Origin of the sequence: Methylobacterium planeticum (assembly GCF_008806345.1) — a bacterium.
Classification (GTDB): Bacteria; Pseudomonadota; Alphaproteobacteria; order Rhizobiales; family Beijerinckiaceae; genus Methylobacterium; species Methylobacterium planeticum.
In genome coordinates, this window is record NZ_VZZJ01000001.1 from 343257 (window position 1) to 368682 (window position 25426).

Sequence of the window (25426 nt, forward strand, 5' to 3'; positions counted from 1 at the left end):
GGCATCGCGCAGGACCGGAAGAGGCCGGCGGGGGTCACCCCGCCGGCCTCTTCGTCCGTTCAGGCGCTGGCCCCTCAGGCCTTCATGCGCACGTAGGTGCCCGGCGCCGGGCCGAGGGAGGCGAGGCCGCCGGCGCCGGGGATCCGGGCGGGCACGCGCTCGGGCGCCTGCTTCTCCAACCACGAGAACCAGTAGGGCCACCACGAGCCCTTGTGCTCGGTTGCGGCCTCGATCCAGTCCTCGAGACGGCCCTTGGCCGCGCCGCCGGTCCAGTAGCCGTATTTCGGCTTCGCGGGCGGGTTGACGACGCCCGCGATGTGGCCGGAGCCCGCCAGCACGTAATCGACCTTGCCGCCGAACTTGGAGGATCCCTCGAAGACGGAGCGGGCGGGCGCGATGTGGTCCTCGCGGGTCGCGAGGTTGAAGACCGGCACCTTCACCTTCTTCAGGTCGAGGCGGACATTGCCGATCACCATCTTGCCCTTGGCGAGATTGTTCTCGAGGTAGCAGTTGCGCAGGTAGAACGAGTGGTTGGCCGCCGGCATGCGGGTGGCGTCGGCGTTCCAGTAGAGCAGGTCGAAGGCCATCGGGGCCTTCCCCTTGACGTAGTTGTTGACGACGTAGGACCAGATCAGGTCGTTCGGGCGCAGCATGTTGAAGGCGTTCGCCATGCGGGCGCCGTCGAGATAGCCCTGCTTGGCCATCCGCGCCTCGATGCTCTTGATCTGCTCCTCGTCGGCGAAGACCTTGAGATCGCCCGCATGGGTGAAGTCGACCTGCGTGGTCAGCAGGGTCGCGCTCTTGATGCGCTTGTTGCCGGTGGCGGCCTGCATGGCGAGGGTGACGGCGAGCAGCGTGCCGCCGACGCAGTACCCGGCCGCCGCCACCTCGGTCTCGCCGGTGGCGACGCCGATGGCGTCGATCGCCGCCTCGATGCCCTCCCGCATGTAGCTCTCGAAATCCTTCTGAGCGTGGCGCTCGTCCGGGTTCACCCAGGAGATGCAGAACACCGTCAGCCCCTGCGCGACCATCCAGCCGATCAGGCTCTTCTGGGCGTTCAGGTCGAGGATGTAGAACTTGTTGATCCAGGGCGGCACGATCAGGAACGGCCGCTTCACGACCGTCTCGGTCTGCGGCGCGTACTGGATCAGCTCCATCAGGTCGTTGCGGAACACCACCTCGCCCGGGGTCACCGCCACGTTGCGGCCGACTTCGAAGCTCGACGGGTCGGTCTGGCGCACGCGCAGCTCGCCCTTGCCGGCCTCGATGTCCTCCGCGAGCATCCTCATCCCGCGCACGAGGTTGGCGCCGTTCTCCTCCAGGGTGTGGCGCAGCAGCTCCGGGTTCGTCAGCACGAAGTTCGAGGGCGAGAGCGCCCCCACGATCTGCCGCAGGTAGAACTGCGCCTTGTGGCGGGTGTGCTCGTCAATGCCCTCGGCGTTCTCCACGAGGCCCTCCGCCCAGCGGGAGGTGATGAGGTAGCTCTGCTTCAGGAAGTCGAAGACCGGGTTCGTGGTCCATTCCGCATGGGCGAAGCGGTTGTCCCTCGCCTCCGGCACCGCCACCGGCGGTGGCGCCTCGCCCTGCAGGCGAAACCAGGTCGAGCCCCAGAGATTGATGAAGGCCTCGCTCAGCTTCGTCTGGGCCTCGAGGGTCCTCTGCGGGTCGGCGAGCCACTTCTCGGCCACGCTGCCGAGGGTGCGCACCACGTCGCCGACCTCCTCGGAGGGGCCGGCCGGGACGCCGTCGCCGTCGAGGGGCTTGATGTAGGTGGCGGCCGTACGGCTGAACTGCTCCACAAACAGGCTGGCATTGCGCGACAGGGCCTCGATGTCCGGCAACTGCGGCGTCGTGTTCTGCGTCGTCACGCGTGCGTCTCTCCCTGTCTCCGCGGACCTTGCGGCCCCGCGGCGGGCCCTGGGGCAACCGGTGCCCGTGAGCCTCGTTTCCGACAAATTAACGCTCCACCCCGAGATTCCGCCAGTGCACCGCGCAGATTTGTCGAAACATTAGAACCATGTTCACAACCCGCCTCGCCCTGCGCGCCCTCGCGGTCACCGCCACGGCGATGGCGGCTGCCTGCTCCAGCGACGTCAATCCGCTGCGCGAGGCTGCAACCCAGATAGGGTACGGGGCGAAGCCCGTCGCGGCGCCGGACTTCGTGGCAAATTCCCGCAAGGGCGGCGGCGACTTCCTGCCGGTGGGCGTCTCGGCGCCGCAGCGCCCGATCCGTGCGAAGTCGACCGAGGGCCAGAAGGCGCTCGAGACGGAGCTCGAGGGCGCCCGCAGCCGCAACGAGGCCAAGGGCCGGGCGGCCGAGGGCGCCGCCAAGACGACCGCTAAGGGCCTGTCCGCGCCCAAGCCCGCGGCGGTGCCGGCCGAGTAAGCCTCGCGCGCTCGTGTTTTTTGGGGTCGGCGTCCGTGGCCTGAGATGCTAGACAGGCCGATCCCGCAGCGACGACACCGAACCGCGCAAACCGGGACCCGCGCCGATGGACACTTCGAAGGCCATGACCGACTTCCACCGCATCAAGCGCCTGCCGCCCTACGTCTTCGAGCAGGTGAACCGGATCAAGGCCGCGGCCCGGGCCAACGGCGCCGACATCATCGACCTCGGCATGGGCAACCCGGACCTCGACGCGCCGAAGCACGTGATCGCCAAGCTGATCGAAACCGCCGGGCGCCCGCGCACGGACCGCTACTCGGCCTCGAAGGGCATCGCGGGCCTGCGCCGCGCCCAGGCCAACTACTACCAGCGCCGCTTCGGCGTGAGCCTCAACCCCGAGACCCAGGTCGTCGCGACGCTGGGCTCGAAGGAGGGCTTCGCCAACATGGCCCAGGCCATCACGGCCCCGGGCGACGTGGTGCTGGTGCCGAACCCGAGCTACCCGATCCACGCCTTCGGCTTCCTGATGGCGGGCGGCGTGATCCGCTCGGTGCCGGCCGAGCCGACGCCGGCCTTCTTCCCCGCCGTCGAGCGGGCGATGCAGCACTCCATCCCGAAGCCCGTGGCGATCGTGGTCTGCTACCCCTCGAACCCGACCGCCTACGTGGCCTCCCTCGATTTCTACCGGGACCTCGTCGCCTTCGCCAAGCGCCACGAGATCATCATCCTGTCGGACCTCGCCTACGCGGAGGTCTATTTCGACGGCGAGCCGCCGCCCTCCGTTCTGCAGGTGCCGGGCGCGATGGATTGCACGGTCGAGTTCACCTCGCTCTCGAAGACCTTCTCGATGGCGGGCTGGCGCATGGGCTTCGCGGTCGGCAACGAGCGCCTGCTCGCGGCCCTGACTCGGGTGAAGTCCTACCTCGATTACGGCGCCTTCACGCCGATCCAGGTGGCGGCGACCGCGGCCCTGAACGGGCCGGAGGACTGCATCAAGGAGATGCGCGGCATCTACCGCAAGCGCCGCGACGCGCTGGTGGATTCCTTCGAGAAGGCGGGCTGGAAGATCCCGGCGCCGACCGCCTCGATGTTCGCCTGGGTGCCGATCCCCGACAAGTACAAGGCGCTCGGCAGCCTCGAATTCTCCAAGCTCCTGCTCGAGAAGTCGGACGTGGCGGTGGCCCCGGGCATCGGCTTCGGCGAGTATGGCGACGAGTTCGTGCGCATCGCCCTGGTGGAGAACGAGCAGCGCATCCGCCAGGCCGCGCGCAACATCCGCCGCTTCTTCGAGACCTCCGACCGGACGCTGCACAACGTCGTCCCGATGTCGAAGGTCGGCTGACGATCCGGCCGGGGCCGGCCACCCCGCCGCGATGTTGCGGCGGGGAGACAGGCCCGGGGTAAAGCGGCCGGGGACGCCGCCGGGTGCTTGTCAGGCGCGGCGAGGGTCCGCAGGGTCGGGGGACTTGTCCGTTTCCCGCGTCCGAGGGTCGTATGCGCCGCCTCAACCTGCTCGCTGCCCTCCTGCTCACAGCCGCCGCCGGCGCCTGTGCGCCGAACCCCATCATCGCCCGTGACCCGGTCCCGGCTCCGGGGCCGGAACTCGGCTACGTTTGCGACTCGCGCCCGACCGTGCTGAACGGGTTCTTCTCGCGCTGCGACCCCGTCGCGCGCGAGCCGCAGGCGGTGGTGCGCGCCAAGGGCTGAACTCAGGGTCCCGCCCGAACGACACTTGTCGGAGGCCGGGCTGCCCGGCCTCTCGCGTTTCGGGGGATCGTCCCGGACCGCCCCGGCGACGGGGGCGGACAGGTCCGTGCCCCCGGTCCATAATGGCGCCGGTCGGCCCTCGACCGGCCGAGACCTTCAGCGGAGTTCAGCGTGACCCACGCCCCCCGGACCGTCCTCGCCGCGAGCCTGATCGGGCTCGGCCTCGCCTCGGTCTCCGCTCAGGCGCAGCCCGTGCCCTACTACTACGCCGCGCCCGAGGCCCCGACCGTGCTGCAGCAGGACCGCGACACCGGGGTCCTGCTCGTGCCGCCGAACCGGTCGGACCTCGCGGTGCCGGCGATCCCCGTCCCGAGCGTGATGAATGGCGGCGGCTTCGGGCTGACCGGCTTCGACTACTACAACGACAGCCTCAGCGAGGGCCGCTTCGGCGCCCGCCGGCGACCGAAGGAATTCGTGCTGGCACCGGCCCTGATCGCGCCGCTCCCCGGGCGCTGAGCCGGGCCAAGCGCCCCGCGGGGCGCCGGGCGCCGTTTACAGGGCTTCGGCGCGCCGGTATCACGCCTCTCCGATGGCCCGACCAAATCCGCGGCCCGACCGACCCCAAGAGACTCACCCCAAGATGCGCGCCGAGATCGAACAAGCCTCGGATGCCGCCAAGCAGTCGATCGGACTGCTGAGGAGGCATCTTTGACTGGGATACCGTCGAGAAACGTCTCGCGGAGCTGAATGCGGCCTCCGAGAGCCCGGAGCTCTGGAACGACGCCGAGGCCGCGCAGAAAGTCATGCGCGAGCGCACGCAGCTCGATGACGCCGTCACCGCCATCAGGCGCCTGGAGCAGGACCTCGAGGACGCCGCGACGCTGATCGAGCTCGGCGAGGCCGAGGGCGACCAGGCCACGATCACGGAGGGCGAGAACGGGGTGCGCACCGTCGAGGCCGAGGCCGCCCGCCGCCAGATCGAGACCCTCCTCTCCGGCGAGGCCGACGGCTTCGACACCTACCTCGAAGTCCATTCCGGAGCCGGCGGCACCGAGAGCCAGGACTGGGCCAACATGCTGCAGCGCATGTATGCCCGCTGGGCGGAGCGCCGGAAGTTCAAGGTCGAGATCGTCGAGTGGTCGGACGGCGAGGAGGCCGGGATCAAGGGCGCCACGCTCCTGATCAAGGGCCACAACGCCTATGGCTGGCTCAAGACCGAGTCCGGCGTGCACCGGCTGGTGCGGATCTCGCCCTACGATTCGAGCGCGCGCCGGCACACGAGCTTCGCCAGCGTCTGGGTCTACCCGGTCATCGACGACCGGATCGAGATCGAGATCAAGGAATCCGACTGCCGCATCGACACCTACCGGTCGTCGGGCGCGGGCGGCCAGCACGTCAACACCACGGATTCGGCGGTGCGCATCACGCACATCCCGACCGGCATCGTGGTGGCCTGCCAGCAGGAGCGCTCGCAGCACAAGAACCGGGCCACCGCCTGGAACATGCTGCGCGCCCGCATGTACGAGGCCGAGCTGAAGAAGCGGGAGGAGAAGGCGAATGCCGAGGCCGCCGCCAAGACCGATATCGGCTGGGGGCACCAGATCCGCTCCTACGTGCTGCAGCCCTACCAGCTGGTGAAGGACCTGCGCACCGGGACCCAGTCGACGGATCCCGACGAGGTGCTCGACGGCGATCTCGATCCGTTCATGGAAGCCTCGCTGGCGCAGCGCGTGTACGGCGGCATGGAATCCGTCGAGGACATCGATTGACCCCGCAGCCGTTACGGGGCCTGCGGGCCGCCGGAACGGTCCTCAGCGCCCGTTGAACCGCCACGCGTCGAGATACGTGCCCGCCCGCAGGAAGCGCTGCGGGTCCACCGGCTCCCCGTCGATGCGCGTCTCGTAGTGGAGATGGCTGCCGGTGGAGCGGCCGGTCGAGCCCACCCGTCCGACGATCTCGCCGGCCTGCACCCACTGGCCCGGCGTGACGCCGAGGCGTGCCAGGTGGGCGTAGCGCGTCACCACCCCGTGGCCGTGATCGATCTCCACCATGTTGCCGTAGCCGCCCGCGGCCTCCGCGACGGTGACCCGGCCGGGCGCCGTTGCGCGGGCGGGCTCCCCCGTCTCGGCCTTGAGGTCGAGGCCCGTATGCAGCGCGAGGCCGCGGGTGAAGGGGTCGAGGCGCGTCCCGAAGCCGCTCGACAGGCTGTACTCGCCGAGGAGCGGCCGGCGGAGCGGCAGGGTGGCGGCGACCCGGCGCAGACGCGCCTCGTCACCGACGCTGCGCTGGACCTGGGCGAGCGCCTGCGTGAACGGATCCGCGCTGATCGGCACCAGCGGCCCGCCGAGGCCGGGGGCCGGACGCTCGAAACGGACCGGGTCGAGCCCGGTACCGGCCACAAGCCCGCGCAGCTGCTCGGCCCGGCGCCCGGCGCTCCGGCCGATCCGATCGAGGCTGCGGGCCTGCACCCGCGCCGCGGCCTCGAGGCGGTTCTCCAGGGCGGCGAGACGGGCGTCGATCTCCCGCGCCGAGCGCCGCTCCCGCGGCGGCGGCGCATCCCGCGTCCGTAGGGCCAGCGGCTCGGGCTCCGGCAGCGATCCTGTGCCGACAGGGTCCGGGAAAAGCGGAGAGGGCGTCTCGCCCACGACCTCTGCCAGGACGGCCTGCTGCCGCGTCAGCTCCTCCAGGCGTTCGGCCAGGACGGAGAGGCGCACCTCCACGGCCTCGCGCGTCAGGGAGCGGTCCGAGGCGGCCCGGTCGAGCCTCGCCTGCAGGTCGGCCAGGCGGCTCTCGTAGGCCGTCTGCAGCGCGACCTGTCGCGCCATGAAGCGCCCCATCATCTCGTCGTGGAAGACGAGGACGTAGCTCGCCGCGCAGCCCCAGAGCGTGGTCAGAGCCAGCCCGCAGCCGAGGAGCAGCGTCGTGCGCCGGCCTCGCGCCTTGCGCCCGGTGGGCAACGTCTCGGCCGCGACTGGGGCTTGCATGGAACCGGACCCGGATGGCGTGGCGCCATTAGGCCCCGGGTAAGGTTAAGGAAGCACGAAAGCCGCGGTCCGGCGTCAGGGCAGGGCGTGGGCCGCCGCCAGAACCTCTTCGGCATGGCCCGGCACCTTCACCTTGGGCCAGACCCGGGCGATGCGGCCCTCGCGGTCGACCAGGATCGTGGTGCGCTCCACGCCCATGTACCTGCGGCCGTACATGCTCTTCTCGACCCAGACGCCGTAGGCCTCGAGCATGCCCTTGGCCTCGTCGGAAGCGAGCGGGAAGGTGAGCCCGTACTTCGCCCGGAACTTGTCATGGCTCTTCACCGAGTCCGGCGAGACGCCGATCACGCACGCCTCCGCGGCGGCGAATTCGGCCTGGAGGGCATTGAAACCCTGGGCTTCCAGGGTGCAGCCGCTCGTGTCGTCCTTCGGATAGAAGTAGAGCACGATCTTGTGACCTCTGAGGCCGGAGAGCGAGATCGTCTCCCCACCGGCACCGGGCAGTTCGAAATCCGGGGCCTGATCGCCAGTGTCGAGGGACATCATGCCTTCCTTTCGGCTGATTGCTGGTGTGCGGTGAGAAACGCCATCCGCGCGACGCGCCGACAGGTGCCGACGTAGCCCGGGAGATCCTTCGCTTTACGGCGGGCGGTCCCTCCGATCCAGCGGTCAAGGTTTGAATGGTTGAGGAAACGGACCAGGGACTTCGCTCGAAGCCGCCGGGCCGTCGCTGGCGCGGGGTCTGTCTCTGGACGGCCCTGTCGCTTGTCTTCCTGCTCGGGCTCGGCGCCGGGCTCGGCGTCCTGCGCCTGGCCTCCGGGCCCTTGCGGGTGGACGGTCTGTCGGAGCGGGTCGCCTCGGCCATCGCCGACCGGATCGGTCCGGGCTGGCACGTCTCCCTGCGCGACAGCGCGGTCGAACTCGACAGCGAGCGCTCCCTGGCGCTCCGCGTGGCCGGCCTCGACATCCGCAACCCGCAGGGCGCGCTGGTGGTGCGGGCGCCGCTCGCGGTGGTCAGCCTCGACACCTGGGGCCTCCTGCGCCTCGCCGTCCAGCCCCGCTCGATCGAGTTCCGCGACCTGCAGATGACGGCCCTCGTCCACCGGGACGGGTCGATCGCCTTCGCGGCCTCCGAGCCCTCGCACCAGGGCGAGATCAAGCCGCACACGCTGCCGAGCGTCGATCCGGCCCGCGGCGCGGTCTCGCCCCTCTCGGCGGCCGTGGCGTCGATCTTCGGCGTCGTTCTCGATTCCGCCGGGGTGGTCGGCGCCCTCGACCGCGCCCGCATCACCGATGCGCGCCTCACGCTGATCGACGACGATGCGCGCGAGCGGGCCGTGTTCGAGCACGTCAACGGGCTGTTCGGGCGCGACGCCAGCCAGGATGCGCGCATCTTCGAACTGCGCATCGACGGGCCGCGCGGGGAATGGCGCTTCGGCGGCACCCTGCGCGAGGCGGGCGGCTCGCACCGGACCGGCATCATCACCCTCGACGACCTTCCGGTGACCGACCTCCTGCTGCTCTCGGGCCAGTCGCGGCTGCCGGTGACCACGGACCTGAAGCTCTCGGCCAAGGCCGACGTCGCGATCGATGCCGGCCGGATCGAGGGCATGAAGGCGACGATCCATACCAGCGACGGGAATTTCCTGATCGAGGAGAAGGACTTCAACCCGGTCACCGTCGAGAGCGTACGGGCCAGCGCCAGTTGGGACGAGCAGGCGCGGGTGATGAAGCTCGATTCCCTCGATTACCGCGGCGCCGGCAACGCCGTGCGCCTCTCCGGCGCCTGGACCGAGAGCCCGGCCGGGGCCGACAGCGCCTGGACGGCCACGCTGTCGGGCCGCGACGCGGTCCTGCGGGGCGCCGCCACGAGTGACAAGCCGGTCAAGATCGGCACCATCGACGCCCACCTGACCGGACGCGCCGGAGGCATCGCCATCGACGATTTCAGCGTCAGCGGGGAGGGCGTCCAGGGCCGCATCACCGGGACCGTCGGGACCACGGGCGACGATGACGGCCTGACCCTGCACATCACCGCAGCGAATACCGAGGCGCGCACCGCCATGCGCCTCTGGCCCGAGCACATCGCGCCCGCGGCCCGGAACTACTTGGTGGACGAGTTGCGCGGGGGCCGCGCCGACGCGGTCGACATCACCGTCGACATGTCGGCGGCCGAGCTGGCCTCCGCCACCAAGGGCGATCCGATGCCCGACAACGCGGTGCACATCGCCTTCTCGGTATCGGACGCGGCCCTGACTGTCAGCAACGACGCGCCGCCCCTGACCCGCGGACGCGTCAACGGCGTCATCACCGGCCGCACGACGACGATCCGGGGCGTGACCGCCGACATCCGGATGCCGGACGGCCGCGCCCTAGCGATCTCGGACGGGACCTTCGTGATCCCGGAGATCACGCCCGACAAGGTCGTCGCGCAGATCGGCCTGCACCTCGGCGGGGGCGCCGACGCGCTCCTTGCGCTGCTGCAGACGAAGATGTTCAAGCCCCTGGTCAACGCCGACCTCGACCCCAACGCCGTCAAGGGCAACGCGGACCTGCGCATCGACTTCCCGCTGAACCTCAAGCACATCCCCGAACTGCCCGACCTTCCGGTGACCCTAAGCGGCTCGCTGACGGACCTCACGGTCGACAAGGCCTTCGGCAAGGAGAAGCTCGAATCGGGCAAGTTCGCGGTGAGCTACGACCGGAACGGCTTCGGGCTGAAGGGGGATGGCCGGATCGCCGGGTCGCCGGTCGGGATCGACCTGCGCCAGCCGAAGGTGGGCGGCGCCGGCGAGGCCGTGGTCAGCCTCAGCCTCGACGAGGCCCTGCGCGCCAAGAAGGGGCTCCCGGTCTCGCCCCAGCTCACGGGCGCGATCCCGGTCCGGGCCGTGGTCCCGATCGGACGCCCGGCCCGGACGCCCATCCGGGTCGAGGCCGACCTCGCGCGCGCCGGGATCGACGGGCTGGTCCCCGGCTTCGTCAAACCTCCGGGCAAGCCCGGCCGCCTCAGCTTCGCCCTCATCGACGGCGGGCCCGGCAACGCCATCGACCTGCGCGACATCGTGCTCGAGGCCGCGCCGGCGAGCGCCCGCGGCAGCGCCTCGATCAGCCAGGACGGGACCTTCGAGCGGGCCGAGCTCTCGGTACTGAAGCTCTCGCCCGGCGACGACATGCGGGTCGTGCTCGAGCGGAACGGGGGCGGCTACCGCGTCAACGTGAAGGGCGCCGTCGGGGATGCGCGCCCGTTCCTGAAATCCCTCTCGGGCGGCGACGCCAAGTCGGCCAAGGATGCGAACCCGAAGGACATCGAGGCCGACATCGCCCTCAACATCCTCACGGGCTTCAACGACGAGGCGCTGACCGGCGCGAACCTCAAGCTGTCGCTGCGCGGGCGCGACGTGCGCTCGGCCAATTTCCAGGGCCGCTTCCGCTCCGCCCCCTTCACGGCGACCATCACGCGCGGCGAGCGGGGCGTGCCGGTGCTCGCGGTCGAGTCCCTCGACGCGGGCGCGACGCTGCGCTTCGTCGACATCTACAAGCGGATGTATGGCGGCAAGCTCGCGGTCAGCACCAACATGAACGACGGGCCGCAATCCGGCATCATCCAGATCCGCAGCTTCACGCTGCGCAACGAGCCGGCCCTGTCGAGCATCATGGCGGAGGGCCCGGCGAGCAACGAGGTGGTGGATTCCCGCGGGCGCAAGCGCATCGTGCAGGGGCAGGGCAGCGAGGTCACCTTCGACCGGATGCGGGCGAACTTCGTGCGCAACGGCAGCCGCGTCGACTTCACCGACGCGGCGATCTCGAACGCCGTCATGGGCTTCACCCTCTCGGGCTACCTCGACACCGGCAAGGAGCGCACGGACATCAACGGCACCTTCGTGCCGCTCTACGGGCTGAACAACGTGGTGGCCCAGGTGCCGCTGTTCGGCCCCCTGCTCGCCGGCGGCCACAACGAGGGCTTGTTCGCCGTGAACTTCAACGTCTCCGGCCGGCTCGGCGCGCCGGAGGTGCGGGTGAACCCGCTCTCGGCCGTGGCGCCGGGGTTCCTGCGCAAGCTCTTCAGCGCCGGCGGCAGCGGCAGCGACGCCTTCGCGGACGGGCTCACCGGCAACGCGGCGAGCGACCGATAGGGGATCATCCGCCTCGGCGCGAGACGGGTGGGCGGACAGGCCCTGTCCAGTGATCCGGGAATCACCGGAGGGACACCGCGTCCCCTCCCGCTCCGCCGGCCTACTCGGCCCGCAGCAGGACGTGCTTCTTGCGCCCGAAGGAGAGCTTGATCACCCCGTCCGCCGTGAGGTCGGCCTCGCGCAGGAGCGCGCGCTCGTCGGTCACCGCCACGTCGTTGACGCGCAGGCCGCCGTTCTTGATCTGGCGCCGGGCCTCGCTCGTGGAGGGCACGAGCTTGGCGTGCTCCGGCCCGAAGGCCGTCAGGATCCCGAGGCCGGCTGTGAGGGCGGCGCGCGGCACCGTGACGGTCGGCAGATCCGCCGCGAGCGTCCCTTCCACGAAGGTCTTGCGCGCGGTCTCGGCGGCGGCCTCGGCCGCCTCGCGGCCGTGCATCAGGGTCGCCGCCTCGGTGGCCAGCACCTTCTTGGCCTCGTTGATCTCGGCGCCCCCGAGGCCCGCCAGCCGGTTGATCTCGTCCATCGGCAGCAGCGTGAACAGCTTGAGGAAGCGGACCACGTCCGCATCCTCGGTGTTGCGCCAGAACTGCCAGTAATCGTAGGGGCTCAGCATCCCGGCATCGAGCCAGACGGCGCCGGCGGCGGTCTTGCCCATCTTGGCGCCGGAGGCGGTGGTGAGGAGCGGGCAGGTCAGGCCGTAGAGCTGCGGCGTGCCGAGGCGGCGGCCGAGATCGATGCCGTTGACGATGTTGCCCCACTGGTCCGAGCCGCCCATCTGCATGATGCAGTCGTAGCGCCGGTTCAGCTCCACGAAGTCGTAGGATTGCAGGATCATGTAGTTGAACTCCAGGAACGAGAGTTCCTGGTCGCGCTCGAGGCGCATCCGCACGCTGTCCATCGACATCATGCGGTTGACCGAAAAGTGCCGGCCGACGTCGCGCAACATCTCGATGTAGTTGAGCTTCGTCAGCCACTCGGCATTGTCGACCATCACGGCCCCGTTGCCGCCCTCGCCGAAGTCGAGGAAGCGCGCGAAGGTCTTCTTGATGCCCTCCTTGTTCTCCTCGATTTGCTCCAGCGTCAGGATCTTGCGCGCCTCGTCGCGGCCCGAGGGGTCGCCGACCCGGGTGGTGCCGCCGCCCATCAGGGCGATCGGCTTGCCGCCGGTCCTCTGCAGCCAGTGCAGCATCATGATCGACAGGAGGTGGCCGATATGGAGCGAGGCCGCCGTGCAATCGTAGCCCACATAGGTGGTGAGGCGCCCCTCGCTCGCGGCCGCGTCGATACCGGCGAGGTCCGAGGTCTGGTGGATGTAGCCGCGCTCGGTCAGGATCTTCAGGAAGTCGGACTTCGGCGCGATGCTCTCGGTCGGGGTCGTCATGGCAGGGTACGGGTCTCGGGGGTTCGGTGCGGGCGCGTGGCGCGGGACAGGATCGGGGAGCCCGTGCTAGCTCCTGCGCTGCGACACGATGCGCCGGCTCTTAGCAGGGCGCCCACGGAAAGGCACGGGGGCGGTTCGGAATGACGATGATGCGGGCGATCGGGCTGATGAGCGGGACCTCCCTCGACGGGGTCGACGTCGCCCTGATCGAGACGGACGGCGAGACCGTCAAGGTCCTCAAGGGCCACAACAATTTCCTCGAGCCCCTCGGGCCGACGGGCTACCGCGGCTACGCGGACGACGAGAAGGCGCTGCTGCGGGCCGCCACCAAGGACGCCGAGAGCGTGGTCAGCCCGAGCGACCGCCCGGGCCGGCTGCCGGAGGCGGAGGGTTTCGTGACCGCGGCGCATGCCGAGGCCGTGGAACACTTCATGAACGATCACGGTCTCTCGGCCTCGGAGATCGACGTCATCGGCTTCCACGGCCAGACCGTGATCCACCGGCCCGACCACCGGCTCTCGATCCAGATCGGCGACGGGCAGGCGCTCGCCACCCGGCTCGGCATCCCGGTGGTCTCGGACCTGCGCCGGGCCGATATCGACGCGGGCGGGCAGGGGGCGCCCCTGGTGCCGATCTTCCACAAGGCGCTGGCGGAGGCCTCGGGCTTCGACGGCCCGTTCGGCATCCTGAATATCGGGGGCGTGGCGAACGCCACCCTGATCGATTCGCGCGGCAACATCATCGCCTTCGACACCGGGCCCGGGAACGCCCTGATCGACGAGTGGATGCAGGAGCGGGAGAACAAGAACCTCGACGACGGCGGCCGCACCGCCGCCCGGGGGCGACCCGACGAGCCGCTCCTCGCCTGGCTCCTGACGCACCCGTTCTTCGTCCGCCGGCCGCCGAAATCCCTCGACCGGAACTGGTTCTCGCACAAGCTCGCGGGCCAGCTCTCCACCGAGGACGGGGCCGCGACCCTCACGGCCTTCACAGCCCGCGCCGTGGCCCGCGCCCTCGACCACGCCCCCGAGATCCCGACCCGCTGGATCGTGGCGGGGGGCGGCGCCCGCAACGGCGAGCTCGTGCGCCTGCTGAACTACCACCTGCGCGCCGAGATCACGACCGCGGACGCGATCGGCTGGTCCTCGGCCTATCTCGAGGCGCAGGCCTTCGCGCATCTCGCGGTGCGCTCGCTCAAGGGCCTGCCGATCACCTTCCCGTCCACCACCGGCGTGCGCGAGGCGATCACCGGGGGAGTGCTGGCGCGGCCGTGAGCCGACGGCGCCCGCCCGGAACACCGGGCGCCCGACCGAGACAGCCGCGGAGGAGGGTTGTGCCGAGCGCCCGGCCCCGGGATTTGTGGGCCGGGCGATCCCGCGCTAGAGCGGGCGAGCCATGTCGCACAACAGCTTCGGCCACCTCTTCCGCGTCACCACCTTCGGCGAGAGCCACGGGGTCGCCCTCGGCTGCGTCGTCGACGGCTGCCCCCCCGGGCTGCCCCTCGAGGCCGAGGAGATCCAGGCCGAGCTCGACCGGCGCAAGCCCGGCCAGTCGCGCTTCACCACGCAGCGCCGCGAGGCCGACCAGGTGCGGATCCTGTCCGGCGTGTTCGCGGACGACCGCACGGGCGGGCGCCAGCTCACCACCGGCACCCCGATCGCCCTGATGATCGAGAACACCGACCAGCGCTCGAAGGATTATTCGGAGATCCGAGACAGCTACCGGCCGGGCCATGCCGACTACACCTACGACGCGAAGTACGGTTTTCGCGATTACCGCGGCGGCGGGCGCTCCTCGGCGCGCGAGACCGCGGCCCGGGTCGCGGCCGGCGCCATCGCCCGCAAGGTGCTGCCCCAGGGCGTGGCGATCCGGGCGGCCCTCGTCCAGATGGGCCCGCACGCGATCGACCGGGCGAACTGGGACTGGGACGAGACCGGGCGCAACCCATTCTTCTGCCCCGACGCCGCGGCGGCGGCGCGCTACGAGACCTATCTCGACGCCATCCGCCGGGACGGCTCCTCGGTCGGCGCCGTGATCGAGGTGGTGGCCGAGGGCGTGCCGCCGGGCCTCGGCGCCCCGGTCTACGGCAAGCTCGACGCGGACCTCGCGGCGGCCATGATGTCGATCAACGCCGTCAAGGGCGTCGAGATCGGCGACGGCTTCGCCGCCGCGGCCCTGCGCGGCGAGGACAACGCCGACGAGATGCGGGCGAGCAACGACGGCAGGCCGGTCTTCCTCGCCAACCACGCGGGCGGCATCCTGGGGGGCATCTCGTCGGGCCAGCCCGTCATCTGCCGGTTCGCCGTCAAGCCGACCTCCTCGATCCTGACCCCGCGCCGCTCGGTCGACCGGGACAACCGCGACGTCGACGTGGTCACCAAGGGCCGCCACGACCCCTGCGTCGGCATCCGCGCCGTGCCGGTGGCCGAGGCCATGATGGCCTGCGTCCTCGCCGATCACTATCTGCGCCATCGAGGGCAGGTCGGCGCCCGCGCCTGACCGGCCTCCCGCCCCCGCATTCGAAGAGACGACGTCCGTGCCCCATTCCAGCGTCACCGAGGCCATCGAGGCCTTCGCCCGCGGCGAGATCGTGGTCGTCACCGACGACGACGACCGCGAGAACGAGGGCGACCTCGTCGTCGCGGCCTCCCTCTGCACGCCGGAGAAGATGGCCTTCATCATCCGCAACACCTGCGGCATCGTCTGCGCGCCGGTCACCCAGGCGGAGGCGCGGCGCCTGCGCCTCGACCCGATGGTCGCCTCGAACGACGCGCCGCTCGGCACCGCCTTCACGGTGACGGTGGACGTCAAGCACGGGCTCACCACCGGGATCTCGGCCGAGCAGCGCTGCAACACCGTGCGGGCGCTCGCCAACGGCAACATGGGGGCGGCCGACTTCGTGCGGCCGGGCCACGTCTTCCCGCTGATCGCCAAGGACGGCGGCGTGCTGATGCGCTCCGGCCATACGGAGGCGGCGGTCGATCTGTGCAGGCTCGCGAGCCTGCCGCCCGTGGGGGTGATCTGCGAGCTCGCCAACGACGACGGCACCGTGATGAAGGGGCCGCAGATCGACGCTTTTGCCGATACGCACGGCCTCAGGCGCGTCTCGGTGGCGGATCTGATCGCCTACCGGCAGGCCCGCGACAAGCTCGTCGAGCGGGTCGGCCACTTCCCGGTCAGGACCGAGTTCGGCGAGATGACGGGCTACGTCTACACGACGCCCTTCGAGACCATCCAGCAATTCGCCTTCGTGCACGGCCGCATCGGCGACGGGCGCGACCTGCTGGTGCGGCTGCACCGCTCGAACGTGGTGGCGGACGTGATCGAGGGCGGCAAGCAGATCGGCTGCGTGATGCGCCGCTTCGCCAGGGAGGGCCGCGGCGTCCTCGTGTACCTGCGCGACGGCACCGCCGGCGTGCCGCTCTCGCGCTTTTCCGAGGAGGAGGGCACGGAGGCGCAACGGGTGCGCCAGTGGCGCGAGGTCGGCCTCGGCGCCCAGATCCTGCGCGACCTCGGCGTGGTCTCGATCCGCAACCTCTCGACCTCGTCGCGGGCCTATGTGGGCCTCTCGGGCTTCGGCATCGAGATGCTCGGCGACGAGCCCCTCGACGGCTGAGCCGCGCGGGACCGGGTCGCCTCGGCGGCGGCGGCTCAGAGGTCGCGCATCCACGACAGCAGCAGGGCGGCCTGCTCGTCGTGGACCTCCCGCCGGAAGGTCGCGTCGACGTCCCGCGGGTTGACCCCGTACCGGCGGCGGAAGGCGCGGCTGAAGATCTTCTCGCAATCGAAGCCGCAGGCGTAGGCCAGGGTCGAGATGCGGGGACGCGGGCCGCCCTCGAGCCCCGACAGGACGCGCATGGCCCGGGCGAGCCGGCGCCCGCGGATGTAGCGGATGACGCCGCCTTCCGCCTCGAACAGGGCGTAGAGGGGCGTGCGCGACAGGCCGAACCGGGCCGTCAGCATCTCCAGGCCGAGGTCCTCGCGCGCCAGGTTCTCCTCGATGAACTGCCGGACCGCGACGCCCAGCACCGTCTCGCGGTCGTGGGCGCCGTCCGTCGGGGCCGTGAGGGCGGCGTTGCACAAAGCCAGGGTCGCCGAGACCACGTGGTCGAGGCGCATCGGGTCGGCGTTCTCCAGGCAGTGGCGCATGGTGCGCAGATGCGCCGCCAGGAGCTTGAGCAGCGGCGTCTCGCGGGCCGGGAGCCGCGCGGCGTGGAGGTTCGCGATCTCGCCGACCCGCGCGTCGAAGGCCCGGCGCGGGATGCACAGGTTGATCCCCGTCAGCCCCTTGGAGGCGAAGCGCGCCTCCTGCGTCAGGTCGAAGACCACGAAGCTGCGCGGCCGGATCGGCACCTCCCCGGAGCGGGTCTCCAGGCACGTCTCCCCCGACAGGCTGAGATGCAGCAGGACGTGGTCGACGGCCTGGGCGGCGATCCGGGTGCGGGTGCGCTCGACGGTCTGGGCCGACGCCTTGACCGCCCCGAGCAGCATCCGGTCGAGGTGGTAGCAGCGCAGGCCGATATCGGTCGGGAAGGGCGCGGCCGGGTCCACCCGGATATCGAAGAAGGGCGCGATCATCCCGCGCCAGACTTTCAGCCGGACCTTATCATCCTGGATATGTGCAAGTCTCGGATCAACTACTTTTAATTGCATAATTGCAGCATATCCGGCCGTCCGCCCGCGTATTTAGTGCGGATCGGCTGATTTGCACATGGGTCGTCCGACTGGACTTCGACGAGGATTGCGGAACCCGACTACGGTACGAAACATACCTTTTATAGGACAAATCATACCATCAAGACTGCGAACAAAGCCGGGCATTTAGCTTCGGATAAACTGCGGACCCTCACCCTCTGGACTGTCTTTCACCCGAACGACGCAACCAGAAAGGTTACGCATCATGTCCTCCGGCATCACGCTCTCGGCCGCCACCCGTCAGAACCTGCTCTCGCTGCAGGACACGGCCTCGCTGCTCTCGACCACGCAGAGCCGCCTCTCCACCGGCAAGAAGGTCAACACGGCCCTCGACAACCCGACGAACTTCTTCACCTCGCAGTCGCTGACCGCGCGCTCGAGCGACCTCAGCTCGCTCCTCGACGGCATCTCGAACGGCGTCCAGGCGATCCAGGCGGCCAACCAGGGCATCAGCTCGATCCAGAAGCTGATCGACACCGCGAAATCGACCGCCCAGCAGGCGCTGGCGGACAAGACCGGCGGCACCGGCGCGGTCCTCGGCGGCACCGCCGCCCAGGTCGCCACCGTGGCGGGAAGCGCCAGCTACGCCAGTCTCAACGGCAGCACGAACGGCACGCAGGACCTCTCGTCGCTGACGAGCCACGATGCCTCGATCGACATCTCCCTCGACGGCGGCGTCAGCAAGACGACGATCCGGCTCGACGCCACGACCCTGAAGAGCGTGACCTCGGACCTGACCAAGGTGACCTCGGACCAGATCATCTCGGCGATCAACGGCCAGATCCAGGCCTCCTCGCTCTCCGGAAAGGTCGTGGCGAGCCAGACCGCCGACGGCAAGATCGCGCTCTCCGGCACGGCGACGGGCAGCAGCAGCCAGATCAAGGTCAACGGCTCCGCGAACGCGACCCGCGACATCGGCTTCGGCATTTCGGCGACGCCGCCGACGGCCGTCACCGTCACGGCGGGCGCGGCACTCGCGGCCAATACCGACTTCTCGAAGAACCAGACGGCGTCCCTGACGGTGTTCGACGGCAACAAGACCGTCAACATCGACCTGTCGGCGACGACGGCCGTCGACAATTCCGGCAAGACGCTCGCCACCAACCCGCTCGGCGCGACGGCCGAGGACATCCTCGCGGCCGTCAACAAGAAGCTCGCGGATGCCGGATCGACGATCACGGCCTCGTTCGTGGACGCCACCAGCAACAAGACCCTCAGGTTCACGTCGCAGGATGTCGGCCCCGATACGCAACTCTCCGTCATCGCGGGCGCCCAGACCGCCGGCGGCGCGACGGGCCTCGGCTTCTCCACCTTCACGCCGGCCGCCGGCACCGCGGGCCCGGCCACCACGGGCATCGGGACACGGGTCGACGCGACGGCCGGCACGAAATCCTCGATCGCCGGCACCGCGAACCTCGCGGCCAGCTATGACCTGAGCGGCGGACAATCCACGGTCCTGACGGTCGGGGACGGCACCAACTCCAAGACCATCACGATCAACGCCGCCAATCTCGGCAAGACGACCGCGACCACCGCCGACATCACCACCTACATCCAGGCACAGCTCGACGGCGGCACCGCCGTGGCGGTGGACGTCACGGGCACCGCCGGCAACAAGCTGACGTTCCAGTCGAAGGCCAACAACGTCAACATCACGGTCACGGACAGCGCCGACACCCTCGGGCTGCTCGGGACCCGGGCGACCACGACCGGTGCGGCCGCGGTCGCCACGCCGAACGTGGACCTGACCGGCGGCAAGGCCGTCACCTTCTCGGTGGGCGACGGCACCAACACCAAGAGCTTCACGGTCGATGCCACGAGCCTCGACAAGAACGGCGTCGCGCTGGGCACCGCCGCGAGCCAGGCCAAGCTGATCGAAGCGATCAACGTGAAGCTGAAGGACACCTCCGGCGGCGCGCAGGCGATCGCCGCGAGCGCATCGATCAACGGCAACGCCATCACGTTCAGCTCGGACAATGCCAAGTCCACCTCGGGGCCGACGCCGAGCGTCACCGCCTCGGTGACCAACGACACGGTCGGCGTCGGCTTCGGCACGAAGACCACCAACAACGGCGCCCGCGCAGGCGGCGCGGGCGCCGCGGCGGCGGGGGTGAGCGGCTACGGCCGCGATGCGAGCGACGGGTCGTCCTTCGCCAAGATCACCAGCACCGTGACGACGCCGGCCTCCTTCGCGGCCAACACCTTCGCCAACGGTTCGTTCAGCCTCACGCTGGGAAGCGGCCAGACGAAGACCATCACCCTCGACAGCAGCACCCTGACCACCACCGGCGTCGTCACCCAGCAGAACATCGCCGATGCGATCAACAGCCAGATCAGCGCCGACACCGGGCTCTCCGGGAAGGTCAAGGCCAGCTTCGTCAACAACAACCTGACGATCCAGACCACGGCCTTCGGCTCCGACCAGAAGCTCACCCTCAAGTCGGCCGGCACGACCGATATCGGCCTCGGGATTGCGTCGAGCGGCACGACGTTCAGCGCCCAGGGGACCGACGTGGGCGGCGGCAAGGGCGCGAGCTCGACCCGCTCCACCCTCGCCGACCAGTTCAACAAGATCCTGCAGCAGATCACCCAGCAGGCTCAGGACACCGGCTACAACGGCGTCAACCTGCTCTACCGGACCAGCAACAACGCCGCCGACAACACCCTGCACATCACCTTCAACGAGAAGGGCACCTCGGCCCTCGACATCGCGGGCGTGCGCTTCGACGCCGTCGGCCTCGGGCTCAACGCCGTCTCGAACGGCTTCCAGTCCGACGCCGACGTGAACGCGGCCCTGACCAGCCTCAACGCCGCCACCAGTACCCTGCGCACCCAGTCCTCGACCTTCGGCTCGAACCTCTCGGTGGTGCAGAACCGGCAGGACTTCACCAAGAAGCTCACCACCATCCTCGACACCGGCGCGGCGAACCTGACCAACGCCGACCTCAACGAGGAGGCGGCGAACTCGCAGGCGCTCTCGACCCGCAACTCGCTGGCGATCTCGGCCCTCTCCCTCGCCAACCAGTCGCAGCAGGGCATCCTGCAGCTCCTGCGCTGAGGCCGGCGCGCCGCGCCCGACACCCGGGAGGGACGGCGACCCCGCCGCCCCTCCCGACACCGCCCGGGATCCGGACGAGCGTCCAGTCCGCGCCGGGCCCGGGTCCCCGCGCCGCCGCGAGAGGAAGCCCCCGTGAACAGCCTCGCCGAGTTGATGGAGGGCGTCGAGCACGTCGTCGCGGTCGCCGACACGGACCGGCACCGGGCGGTCCTGCGCCAGGTGACGGACCTCCTCGTCGACGTGGCGCCGCGCCTCTCCGCCGGCCAGGTCCTCGCCTTCGACAGCGTGATCAGCCGCCTCGTCGAGCGCGCCGGCCCCGGCGACCGCCAGGACGTCGCCGAGCGCGTCAGCGCGCTCCCGAAGCCCCCCGTCAAGGTCGTGCGCCAGCTCGCCCTCGACCCGGCCGCGAGCGTCGCCGCGCCGGTGCTGCGGGGCTGCGCGGCGATCCCCGACGACGCCCTCGTGCACCTCGCCCAGGCCCGCGGGCAGGGCCACCTCGCGGCGATCGCCCTGCGGCAGACCCTGAGCGAGCGCCTCGCCGAGACCATCGCCGAGCAGGGCGACGAGGGCGTGCTGCGGACCCTCCTCGGCAACAAGGGCGCGCGCCTCTCCGACCGCGCCCTCGCGCTCCTCAGCGAGCGGGTCCGGGACCCGGCCGTCCTCGAAGCGGGCCTGGCCGGGCGCGGCGACGTCCCGCCCGACCGCCGCGAGGGCCTCCTCAGCCGGCGCCGCTCGAAGGACGCGCGGGCGGCGAGCCAGCGGGCGCGGCCGGTGGTCGACCTCGACCGGGGCCCGCGGGCCCGGGCGCATGCGAGCGATTCCGTCACCCTGCGGGTGCGGATCGGCCTCGAGGAGGCGGACATCCTGCACTGGCTGAAGAGCGGCCGGATCCTCGAGGCGCTGTTCGCCCTCGCGCATCTCGCGGAGGTGGAGAACGAGCTCGCGCTGTCCGCGCACGAGGCCGCCGACGCGCGCCCGATGATGCTGCTCGTGCGCGCCGCCGGCCTCCGGCCCGCGACGCTGACGGCCTTCCTGCGCGCCCGCCGGACGCCCGGCACCGCGGCGGACCTCCTCGGTCTGATCCGGAGCTTCAACCGCCTCTCGGCGGCCGAGGCCCGCAGCGGGTTGCGCCCGGGAGCCCGGACCGCCGCCGCGCCGTGACTCAGCGCCCCATCAGGGCGTCGACATGCGCGGCGACCGAGCGGGACAGCCCTTCCAGGCTGTAGCCCCCCTCCAGCACCGAGACGATGCGCCCGCCCGCGTGGCGCCCGGCGAGGTCCATCAGCTTGCGGGTGGCCCAGCCGAAATCCGCCTCGTCGAGGCGCAGGTTCGCCAGCGGGTCGAGGCGGTGCGCGTCGAAGCCCGCCGACACCACGATCACGTCCGGCCGGAAGGCCTCGAGGCGGCCCAGGATGCCGACCTCGAAGGCCTCGCGGAAGACCGCCCCGTCGTCGTTCGGGCGCAGCGGCACGTTGACGATGGTGTCCCGGCTGCCCCGCTCCGAGGCCGCGCCGCTGCCCGGAAACAGAGGCATCTGGTGCGTCGAGGCATACATCACGCTGCCGTCGTCCCAGAAGATGTCCTGGCTGCCGTTACCGTGGTGCACGTCCCAGTCGACGAGGGCGACCCGCTCGGCGCCGTGGGCGCGCTGGGCGTGCCGGGCCGCGATCGCCGCGTGGTTGAACAGGCAGAACCCCATGGCGCGGGCCCGCTCGGCGTGGTGGCCGGGCGGGCGCATCGCCACGAAGGCGTTGGCGCATTCGCCCCGCATCACCGCGTCGACCGCGTGCACCGCCCCGCCGACCGCGCGCAGGGCCGACGCGAGGGTGCCGGGCGACATCAGGGTGTCCCCGTCGATCTCGACGAAGCCCGCCTCGGGGGAGGCCTCGACCAGGGCCTCCACGTAGGCCTCCGGGTGGACGAGGGTCGCGACCCCGGCCTCCGCGATCGGCGCGGCGCCCCGCACGAGGCAGGCGAAGCGCTCGTTCTCGAGCACGCGCTCGATCGCCCGGATCCGGTCCGGCCGCTCCGGGTGCCCGGGCGGGACCTCGTGGTCGAGGGCCGCCGGATGGCTCAGGTACAGGGTACTCACGATCGGCCTCCCGGCGGCGGCCCCTCGGCCGGACCGCTCTGTCGCGTCCGCGCCACAAGCGCGGCAAATGTGCCATGGCTCGGGCCGTTCCCGCTACGGATGAGTGCGCCCCGCCCTTAAGCTGCGCAAGGCCCCTCCACCAGGAACGCGCGATCGGGGCCGGATCGGCGGACCCGCATGATTGCCCAGACCCGTATGCGCGCCGGCCTCGGCGGCAGCCTCCTCGCCCTCGCCCTCGCGGGCTGCAGCTTCTCGGCTGTGCCCGATCCCAGCTTGTCGGCCCGCGACGCGGCCTTCATGGCCCTGGTGCCGGAGGCCGAGTTCGACCCGCACTTCGCCCGCTACCGGGTCGACGACCCGACGCAGGAGCCGCCCGGGACCGTGGTGGTCGACACCAAGGCGCGCCAGCTCTACCTCGTCGAGCCCGGGGGCAAGGCCCTCCGCTACGGCGTCACGGTCGGGGACGAGGCCTATGGCTGGACCGGCACCGCCACGGTCACGCGCAAGGCCGAGTGGCCGGCCTGGAACCCGCCGGCCGAGATGGTCCGGCGCTGGCCCCACGTCCACCCCATGGCCGGGGGGGCCGCCAACCCCCTCGGCGCCCGCGCCCTCTACCTCTCGGATCACGGGCGCGACACGCTCTACCGCATCCACGGCACCAACGAGCCGGAGAAGATCGGCCAGGCGGTGTCGTCGGGCTGCATCCGCCTGCGCAACATCGACGTGGTGGACCTGTTCAACCGGGTGCCCGTGGGCGCCCGCGTGGTGGTGCGCTGAAGGGCACGGCCCGCCTCGGCAAAGGACCCGGCAAGAGCTTCGGCAAGGGACTCCGCAAGTGCCTCGGCGAGTGCCTCGGCAAGAATCTCGAAACGCTCATTCGTGATCAGGCTTTAACCTGAACGCCAGTTCAGATTTGGCCGTTAACCGCACAGTCGATGCCGACCCGCATAGTCCAATACACACACGGACAAAGACCGGCCCAAACAAAAGCCGCGGGAGCATCAAGACATGATCAACGTTTCGCTTCAGAACTTCTGTAACCGTACCGTCGCCGCCGGCCGCCTCACGGCCGCAGACGTCCGCATCCTCAGCCGGGAGCTTCTGCCCGAGGGCATCACCGGCCGCGACGAGGCCGACATGCTGATCGCCCTCGAGCGGGTCGTCACCCACGCGGGCACCGCCTTCGCGGACATGCTGGTGGCGGCGATCGTCGATTTCTCGGTCTGGGGCGAGCGCCCGACCGGCTACGTCGACCGCGACACCGCCCGCTGGCTCGCCGCCTCGATCGGAAACGGCAACGGCCCGACCGCGACCGGCGCCCGCATCGCCTTCGAGGTGGTGCGCGAGGCCCAGTCGAGCGACGAGGCCCTGGTGGCCTTCGCCCTCGCGGCCAACCGCCGCGCGGAGGCCGGGGAGGACATCGTGGCGCTCCGGAACGCCGCCTGAGCGGATCCGTGGCGTCGGAGCCTGATACGGACGATTCGAGGCGGCTCGCACGCGCTCACGGCGATCCGCTGATCATTTCCTGTCCTGCCGGAGCATGTCGGCAACCCGGGATCTTAACGGCCGCAACGCCGGCCCCGTGCCATCCTGCGGCATGTCGATTTTCCCTCGCATCAACGCCGGATTGACGCACGGCGACACGGCACCGGAGCCGAACCCGCGCCGGGTCGCCGTCCGGGAATGGCTCGACATCGTGGCCATGCGGGGTGCCGACCCCGCGCTCAACGGACGGACCTTCTCGCCCCTGCGCTGGCCCATCCTGTGCTGGCTGACGGATTGCGGGCAGCCGGTCTCCGACAGGGTCCGGGCCATGCTCCGGGCACACCTCTTCGCCCTCGTGCCGATGTGGCTCGTCGGCATCGCGAATTCCGTGATGATGAACGCGATCGCGGCTATCCGTCATCCGGATGCGCTGCATGTCGGCTTCTTCCTGGCCGACCTGACCCTCGGGTTGTGCCGGATCACGCTGCTGATCCTCTGCTACCGGCGCTCGGCGCGGAACCTGCCGACGCCGACCGACCTCTTCATGCTGGGGGACCACCTCTCGCTCTGGTTCGTCGGCGCGGCCGCGCTGATCGCGTTCCAGACCGACGACGAATCCCTGCTGGTCCTGATCGTGGCCTCGACGGTGGCGATCAGCGGAGGCCTGGTGGTGCGCAGCTACGTCGCGCCGCGCGGCGCCGTGCTGCAGCTGTTCGGTTGCATCACCCCCATCGCGGTCGGCGGCATCCTGTCCGAGAACACGATCCTGCTGGTCTTCAGCGCACAGATCCCGTTCTACCTGTTCGTCGTCGGCAACGCGGCCTTCCGCATCAACGCGATGCTCGTCGCCACCATGCTGGCCGAGGAGGAGAGCCTCGAGCGCTCCCTGCGCGACAGCCTGACGGGCCTTGCGAACCGCCCCGCGGTCGAGCGCACGCTCGGGACCCTCTGCGCCGACCCCGCGGCACCCGACTTCGCCGTCCTCTACATCGACCTCGACGGCTTCAAGGCGGTCAACGACACCCACGGGCACGGCGCGGGGGACCAGCTGCTGATCGCGGTCGCCGGGCGCCTGCGCGGCGCGGCGCGGCCCACCGACGTCGTCGCGCGCCTCGGGGGCGACGAGTTCGTCGTCCTGGCGCGCGACCTCGACCGGGAGGGCTCCGTGCGCCTGGCGCGCCGGATCGTCCAGGCCCTCGGGCGCGACGTCCTCCTGGCGGACCTCCCGCCGATCCGGATCGGCGGGAGCGTCGGCATCGCCTGCGCGGGTTCGGAGCCGCGCGACGCGGTCGCGCTCCTCGGGCAGGCGGACGGGGCGCTCTACCGGGCCAAGGCCCTCGGCAAGAACCGCTGCATCCGGCACGGCGATCCGGTCGTCGAGCACGAGCATTGTAGCGCCGCATGAACCGAGAATGTTCCGCACAACCCGCGACGCGCAGTTTCAGGCCGGGGATCCGTTGAATTCGAAGCAGAAAGTGACCTTCTACGCTTCGATTTGCCGGAGAAAC

General features: G+C 70.6%; 20 protein-coding genes. 14 read left to right on the forward strand and 6 right to left on the reverse strand.

Going from position 1 to position 25426, the window contains the following annotated elements:
* Positions 1 to 74 precede the first annotated feature (74 nt).
* Positions 75 to 1868: a PHA/PHB synthase family protein gene (locus F6X51_RS01600; protein WP_150961309.1), complete on the reverse strand. Its 1794-nt coding sequence runs from the start codon at positions 1866 to 1868 to the stop codon at positions 75 to 77.
* Positions 1869 to 2017: 149 nt separating this feature from the next.
* Here F6X51_RS01600 and F6X51_RS01605 point away from each other — a divergent pair, with 149 nt between their 5' ends.
* From F6X51_RS01605 to prfB, 5 genes are all read left to right on the forward strand, one after another.
* Entirely contained in the window at positions 2018 to 2386 is a 369-nt protein-coding gene (locus F6X51_RS01605) for a hypothetical protein (protein WP_191969977.1), read from the forward strand.
* Between the two features lie 124 nt (positions 2387 to 2510).
* Positions 2511 to 3728, forward strand: a complete 1218-nt coding sequence (locus F6X51_RS01610) for an LL-diaminopimelate aminotransferase (RefSeq protein ID WP_150961467.1) — start codon at positions 2511 to 2513, stop codon at positions 3726 to 3728.
* 152 nt (positions 3729 to 3880) lie between these two features.
* The gene (locus F6X51_RS01615) at positions 3881 to 4093 is read left to right on the forward strand and encodes a hypothetical protein (RefSeq protein WP_150961311.1); all 213 of its coding nucleotides are present in this window, start codon (positions 3881 to 3883) and stop codon (positions 4091 to 4093) included.
* Positions 4094 to 4264: 171 nt separating this feature from the next.
* Positions 4265 to 4609, forward strand: a complete 345-nt coding sequence (locus F6X51_RS01620) for a hypothetical protein (protein ID WP_150961313.1) — start codon at positions 4265 to 4267, stop codon at positions 4607 to 4609.
* Positions 4610 to 4733: 124 nt separating this feature from the next.
* Positions 4734 to 5862, forward strand: a protein-coding gene (gene prfB / locus F6X51_RS01625; protein WP_150961315.1) for a peptide chain release factor 2 whose coding sequence is annotated in 2 segments (ribosomal slippage) — positions 4734 to 4802 and positions 4804 to 5862 — 1128 coding nt in all. Because the reading frame shifts where the segments join, the coding sequence is not laid out codon by codon here.
* Between the two features lie 42 nt (positions 5863 to 5904).
* Here the strand turns inward: prfB and F6X51_RS01630 are convergent.
* Both F6X51_RS01630 and F6X51_RS01635 read right to left on the reverse strand, forming a co-directional pair.
* Positions 5905 to 7077 (reverse strand): M23 family metallopeptidase, encoded by a 1173-nt coding sequence (locus F6X51_RS01630; RefSeq protein WP_150961317.1) that lies wholly within the window; start codon positions 7075 to 7077, stop codon positions 5905 to 5907.
* Positions 7078 to 7152: 75 nt separating this feature from the next.
* A complete protein-coding gene (locus tag F6X51_RS01635) occupies positions 7153 to 7620 on the reverse strand; it encodes a peroxiredoxin (protein WP_150961319.1) in 468 nt (155 codons plus the stop codon).
* Between the two features lie 137 nt (positions 7621 to 7757).
* Between F6X51_RS01635 and F6X51_RS01640 the strand changes: the two genes are divergently transcribed.
* Positions 7758 to 11210: a YhdP family protein gene (locus tag F6X51_RS01640; protein WP_150961321.1), complete on the forward strand. Its 3453-nt coding sequence runs from the start codon at positions 7758 to 7760 to the stop codon at positions 11208 to 11210.
* Between the two features lie 100 nt (positions 11211 to 11310).
* On the opposite strand, the gene tyrS is transcribed toward F6X51_RS01640, so the two are convergent.
* Positions 11311 to 12588, reverse strand: a complete 1278-nt coding sequence (gene tyrS / locus F6X51_RS01645; protein WP_150961323.1) for a tyrosine--tRNA ligase — start codon at positions 12586 to 12588, stop codon at positions 11311 to 11313.
* Between the two features lie 140 nt (positions 12589 to 12728).
* Here tyrS and F6X51_RS01650 point away from each other — a divergent pair, with 140 nt between their 5' ends.
* The 3 genes from F6X51_RS01650 to ribB all read left to right on the forward strand — a co-directional run bounded on the left by F6X51_RS01650 (position 12729) and on the right by ribB (position 16204).
* On the forward strand, positions 12729 to 13862 hold the full coding sequence (locus F6X51_RS01650) for an anhydro-N-acetylmuramic acid kinase (protein WP_150961325.1): 1134 nt from the start codon (positions 12729 to 12731) through the stop codon (positions 13860 to 13862).
* Positions 13863 to 13983: 121 nt separating this feature from the next.
* Complete coding sequence (gene aroC / locus F6X51_RS01655) at positions 13984 to 15087, forward strand: chorismate synthase (protein WP_150961327.1); 1104 nt, start codon at positions 13984 to 13986, stop codon at positions 15085 to 15087.
* A gap of 37 nt (positions 15088 to 15124) precedes the next feature.
* Positions 15125 to 16204 carry a 3,4-dihydroxy-2-butanone-4-phosphate synthase gene (gene ribB, locus F6X51_RS01660; protein ID WP_150961329.1) on the forward strand — a complete coding sequence of 360 codons (1080 nt, stop codon included), beginning with the start codon at positions 15125 to 15127 and terminating at the stop codon, positions 16202 to 16204.
* A 35-nt stretch (positions 16205 to 16239) separates the two neighbouring features.
* On the opposite strand, the gene F6X51_RS01665 is transcribed toward ribB, so the two are convergent.
* Positions 16240 to 17166 carry a helix-turn-helix domain-containing protein gene (locus tag F6X51_RS01665; RefSeq protein ID WP_150961331.1) on the reverse strand — a complete coding sequence of 309 codons (927 nt, stop codon included), beginning with the start codon at positions 17164 to 17166 and terminating at the stop codon, positions 16240 to 16242.
* Between the two features lie 322 nt (positions 17167 to 17488).
* Here F6X51_RS01665 and F6X51_RS01670 point away from each other — a divergent pair, with 322 nt between their 5' ends.
* Positions 17489 to 20341: a flagellin N-terminal helical domain-containing protein gene (locus F6X51_RS01670; RefSeq protein WP_150961333.1), complete on the forward strand. Its 2853-nt coding sequence runs from the start codon at positions 17489 to 17491 to the stop codon at positions 20339 to 20341.
* A 132-nt stretch (positions 20342 to 20473) separates the two neighbouring features.
* Positions 20474 to 21502, forward strand: a complete 1029-nt coding sequence (locus F6X51_RS01675) for a DUF2336 domain-containing protein (protein ID WP_150961335.1) — start codon at positions 20474 to 20476, stop codon at positions 21500 to 21502.
* A gap of 1 nt (position 21503) precedes the next feature.
* Here F6X51_RS01675 and F6X51_RS01680 read toward each other — a convergent pair whose 3' ends face one another.
* On the reverse strand, positions 21504 to 22433 hold the full coding sequence (locus F6X51_RS01680) for a histone deacetylase family protein (RefSeq protein WP_150961337.1): 930 nt from the start codon (positions 22431 to 22433) through the stop codon (positions 21504 to 21506).
* Positions 22434 to 22610: 177 nt separating this feature from the next.
* Between F6X51_RS01680 and F6X51_RS01685 the strand changes: the two genes are divergently transcribed.
* The 3 genes from F6X51_RS01685 to F6X51_RS28845 all read left to right on the forward strand — a co-directional run bounded on the left by F6X51_RS01685 (position 22611) and on the right by F6X51_RS28845 (position 25323).
* Positions 22611 to 23210, forward strand: coding sequence for a L,D-transpeptidase (locus F6X51_RS01685; RefSeq protein ID WP_246696558.1), 600 nt, complete (start codon positions 22611 to 22613; stop codon positions 23208 to 23210).
* Positions 23211 to 23441: 231 nt separating this feature from the next.
* Positions 23442 to 23879 (forward strand): hypothetical protein, encoded by a 438-nt coding sequence (locus tag F6X51_RS01690; protein ID WP_150961339.1) that lies wholly within the window; start codon positions 23442 to 23444, stop codon positions 23877 to 23879.
* 151 nt (positions 23880 to 24030) lie between these two features.
* The gene (locus F6X51_RS28845) at positions 24031 to 25323 is read left to right on the forward strand and encodes a diguanylate cyclase (RefSeq protein WP_191969978.1); all 1293 of its coding nucleotides are present in this window, start codon (positions 24031 to 24033) and stop codon (positions 25321 to 25323) included.
* The last annotated feature ends 103 nt before the right edge of the window (positions 25324 to 25426 follow it).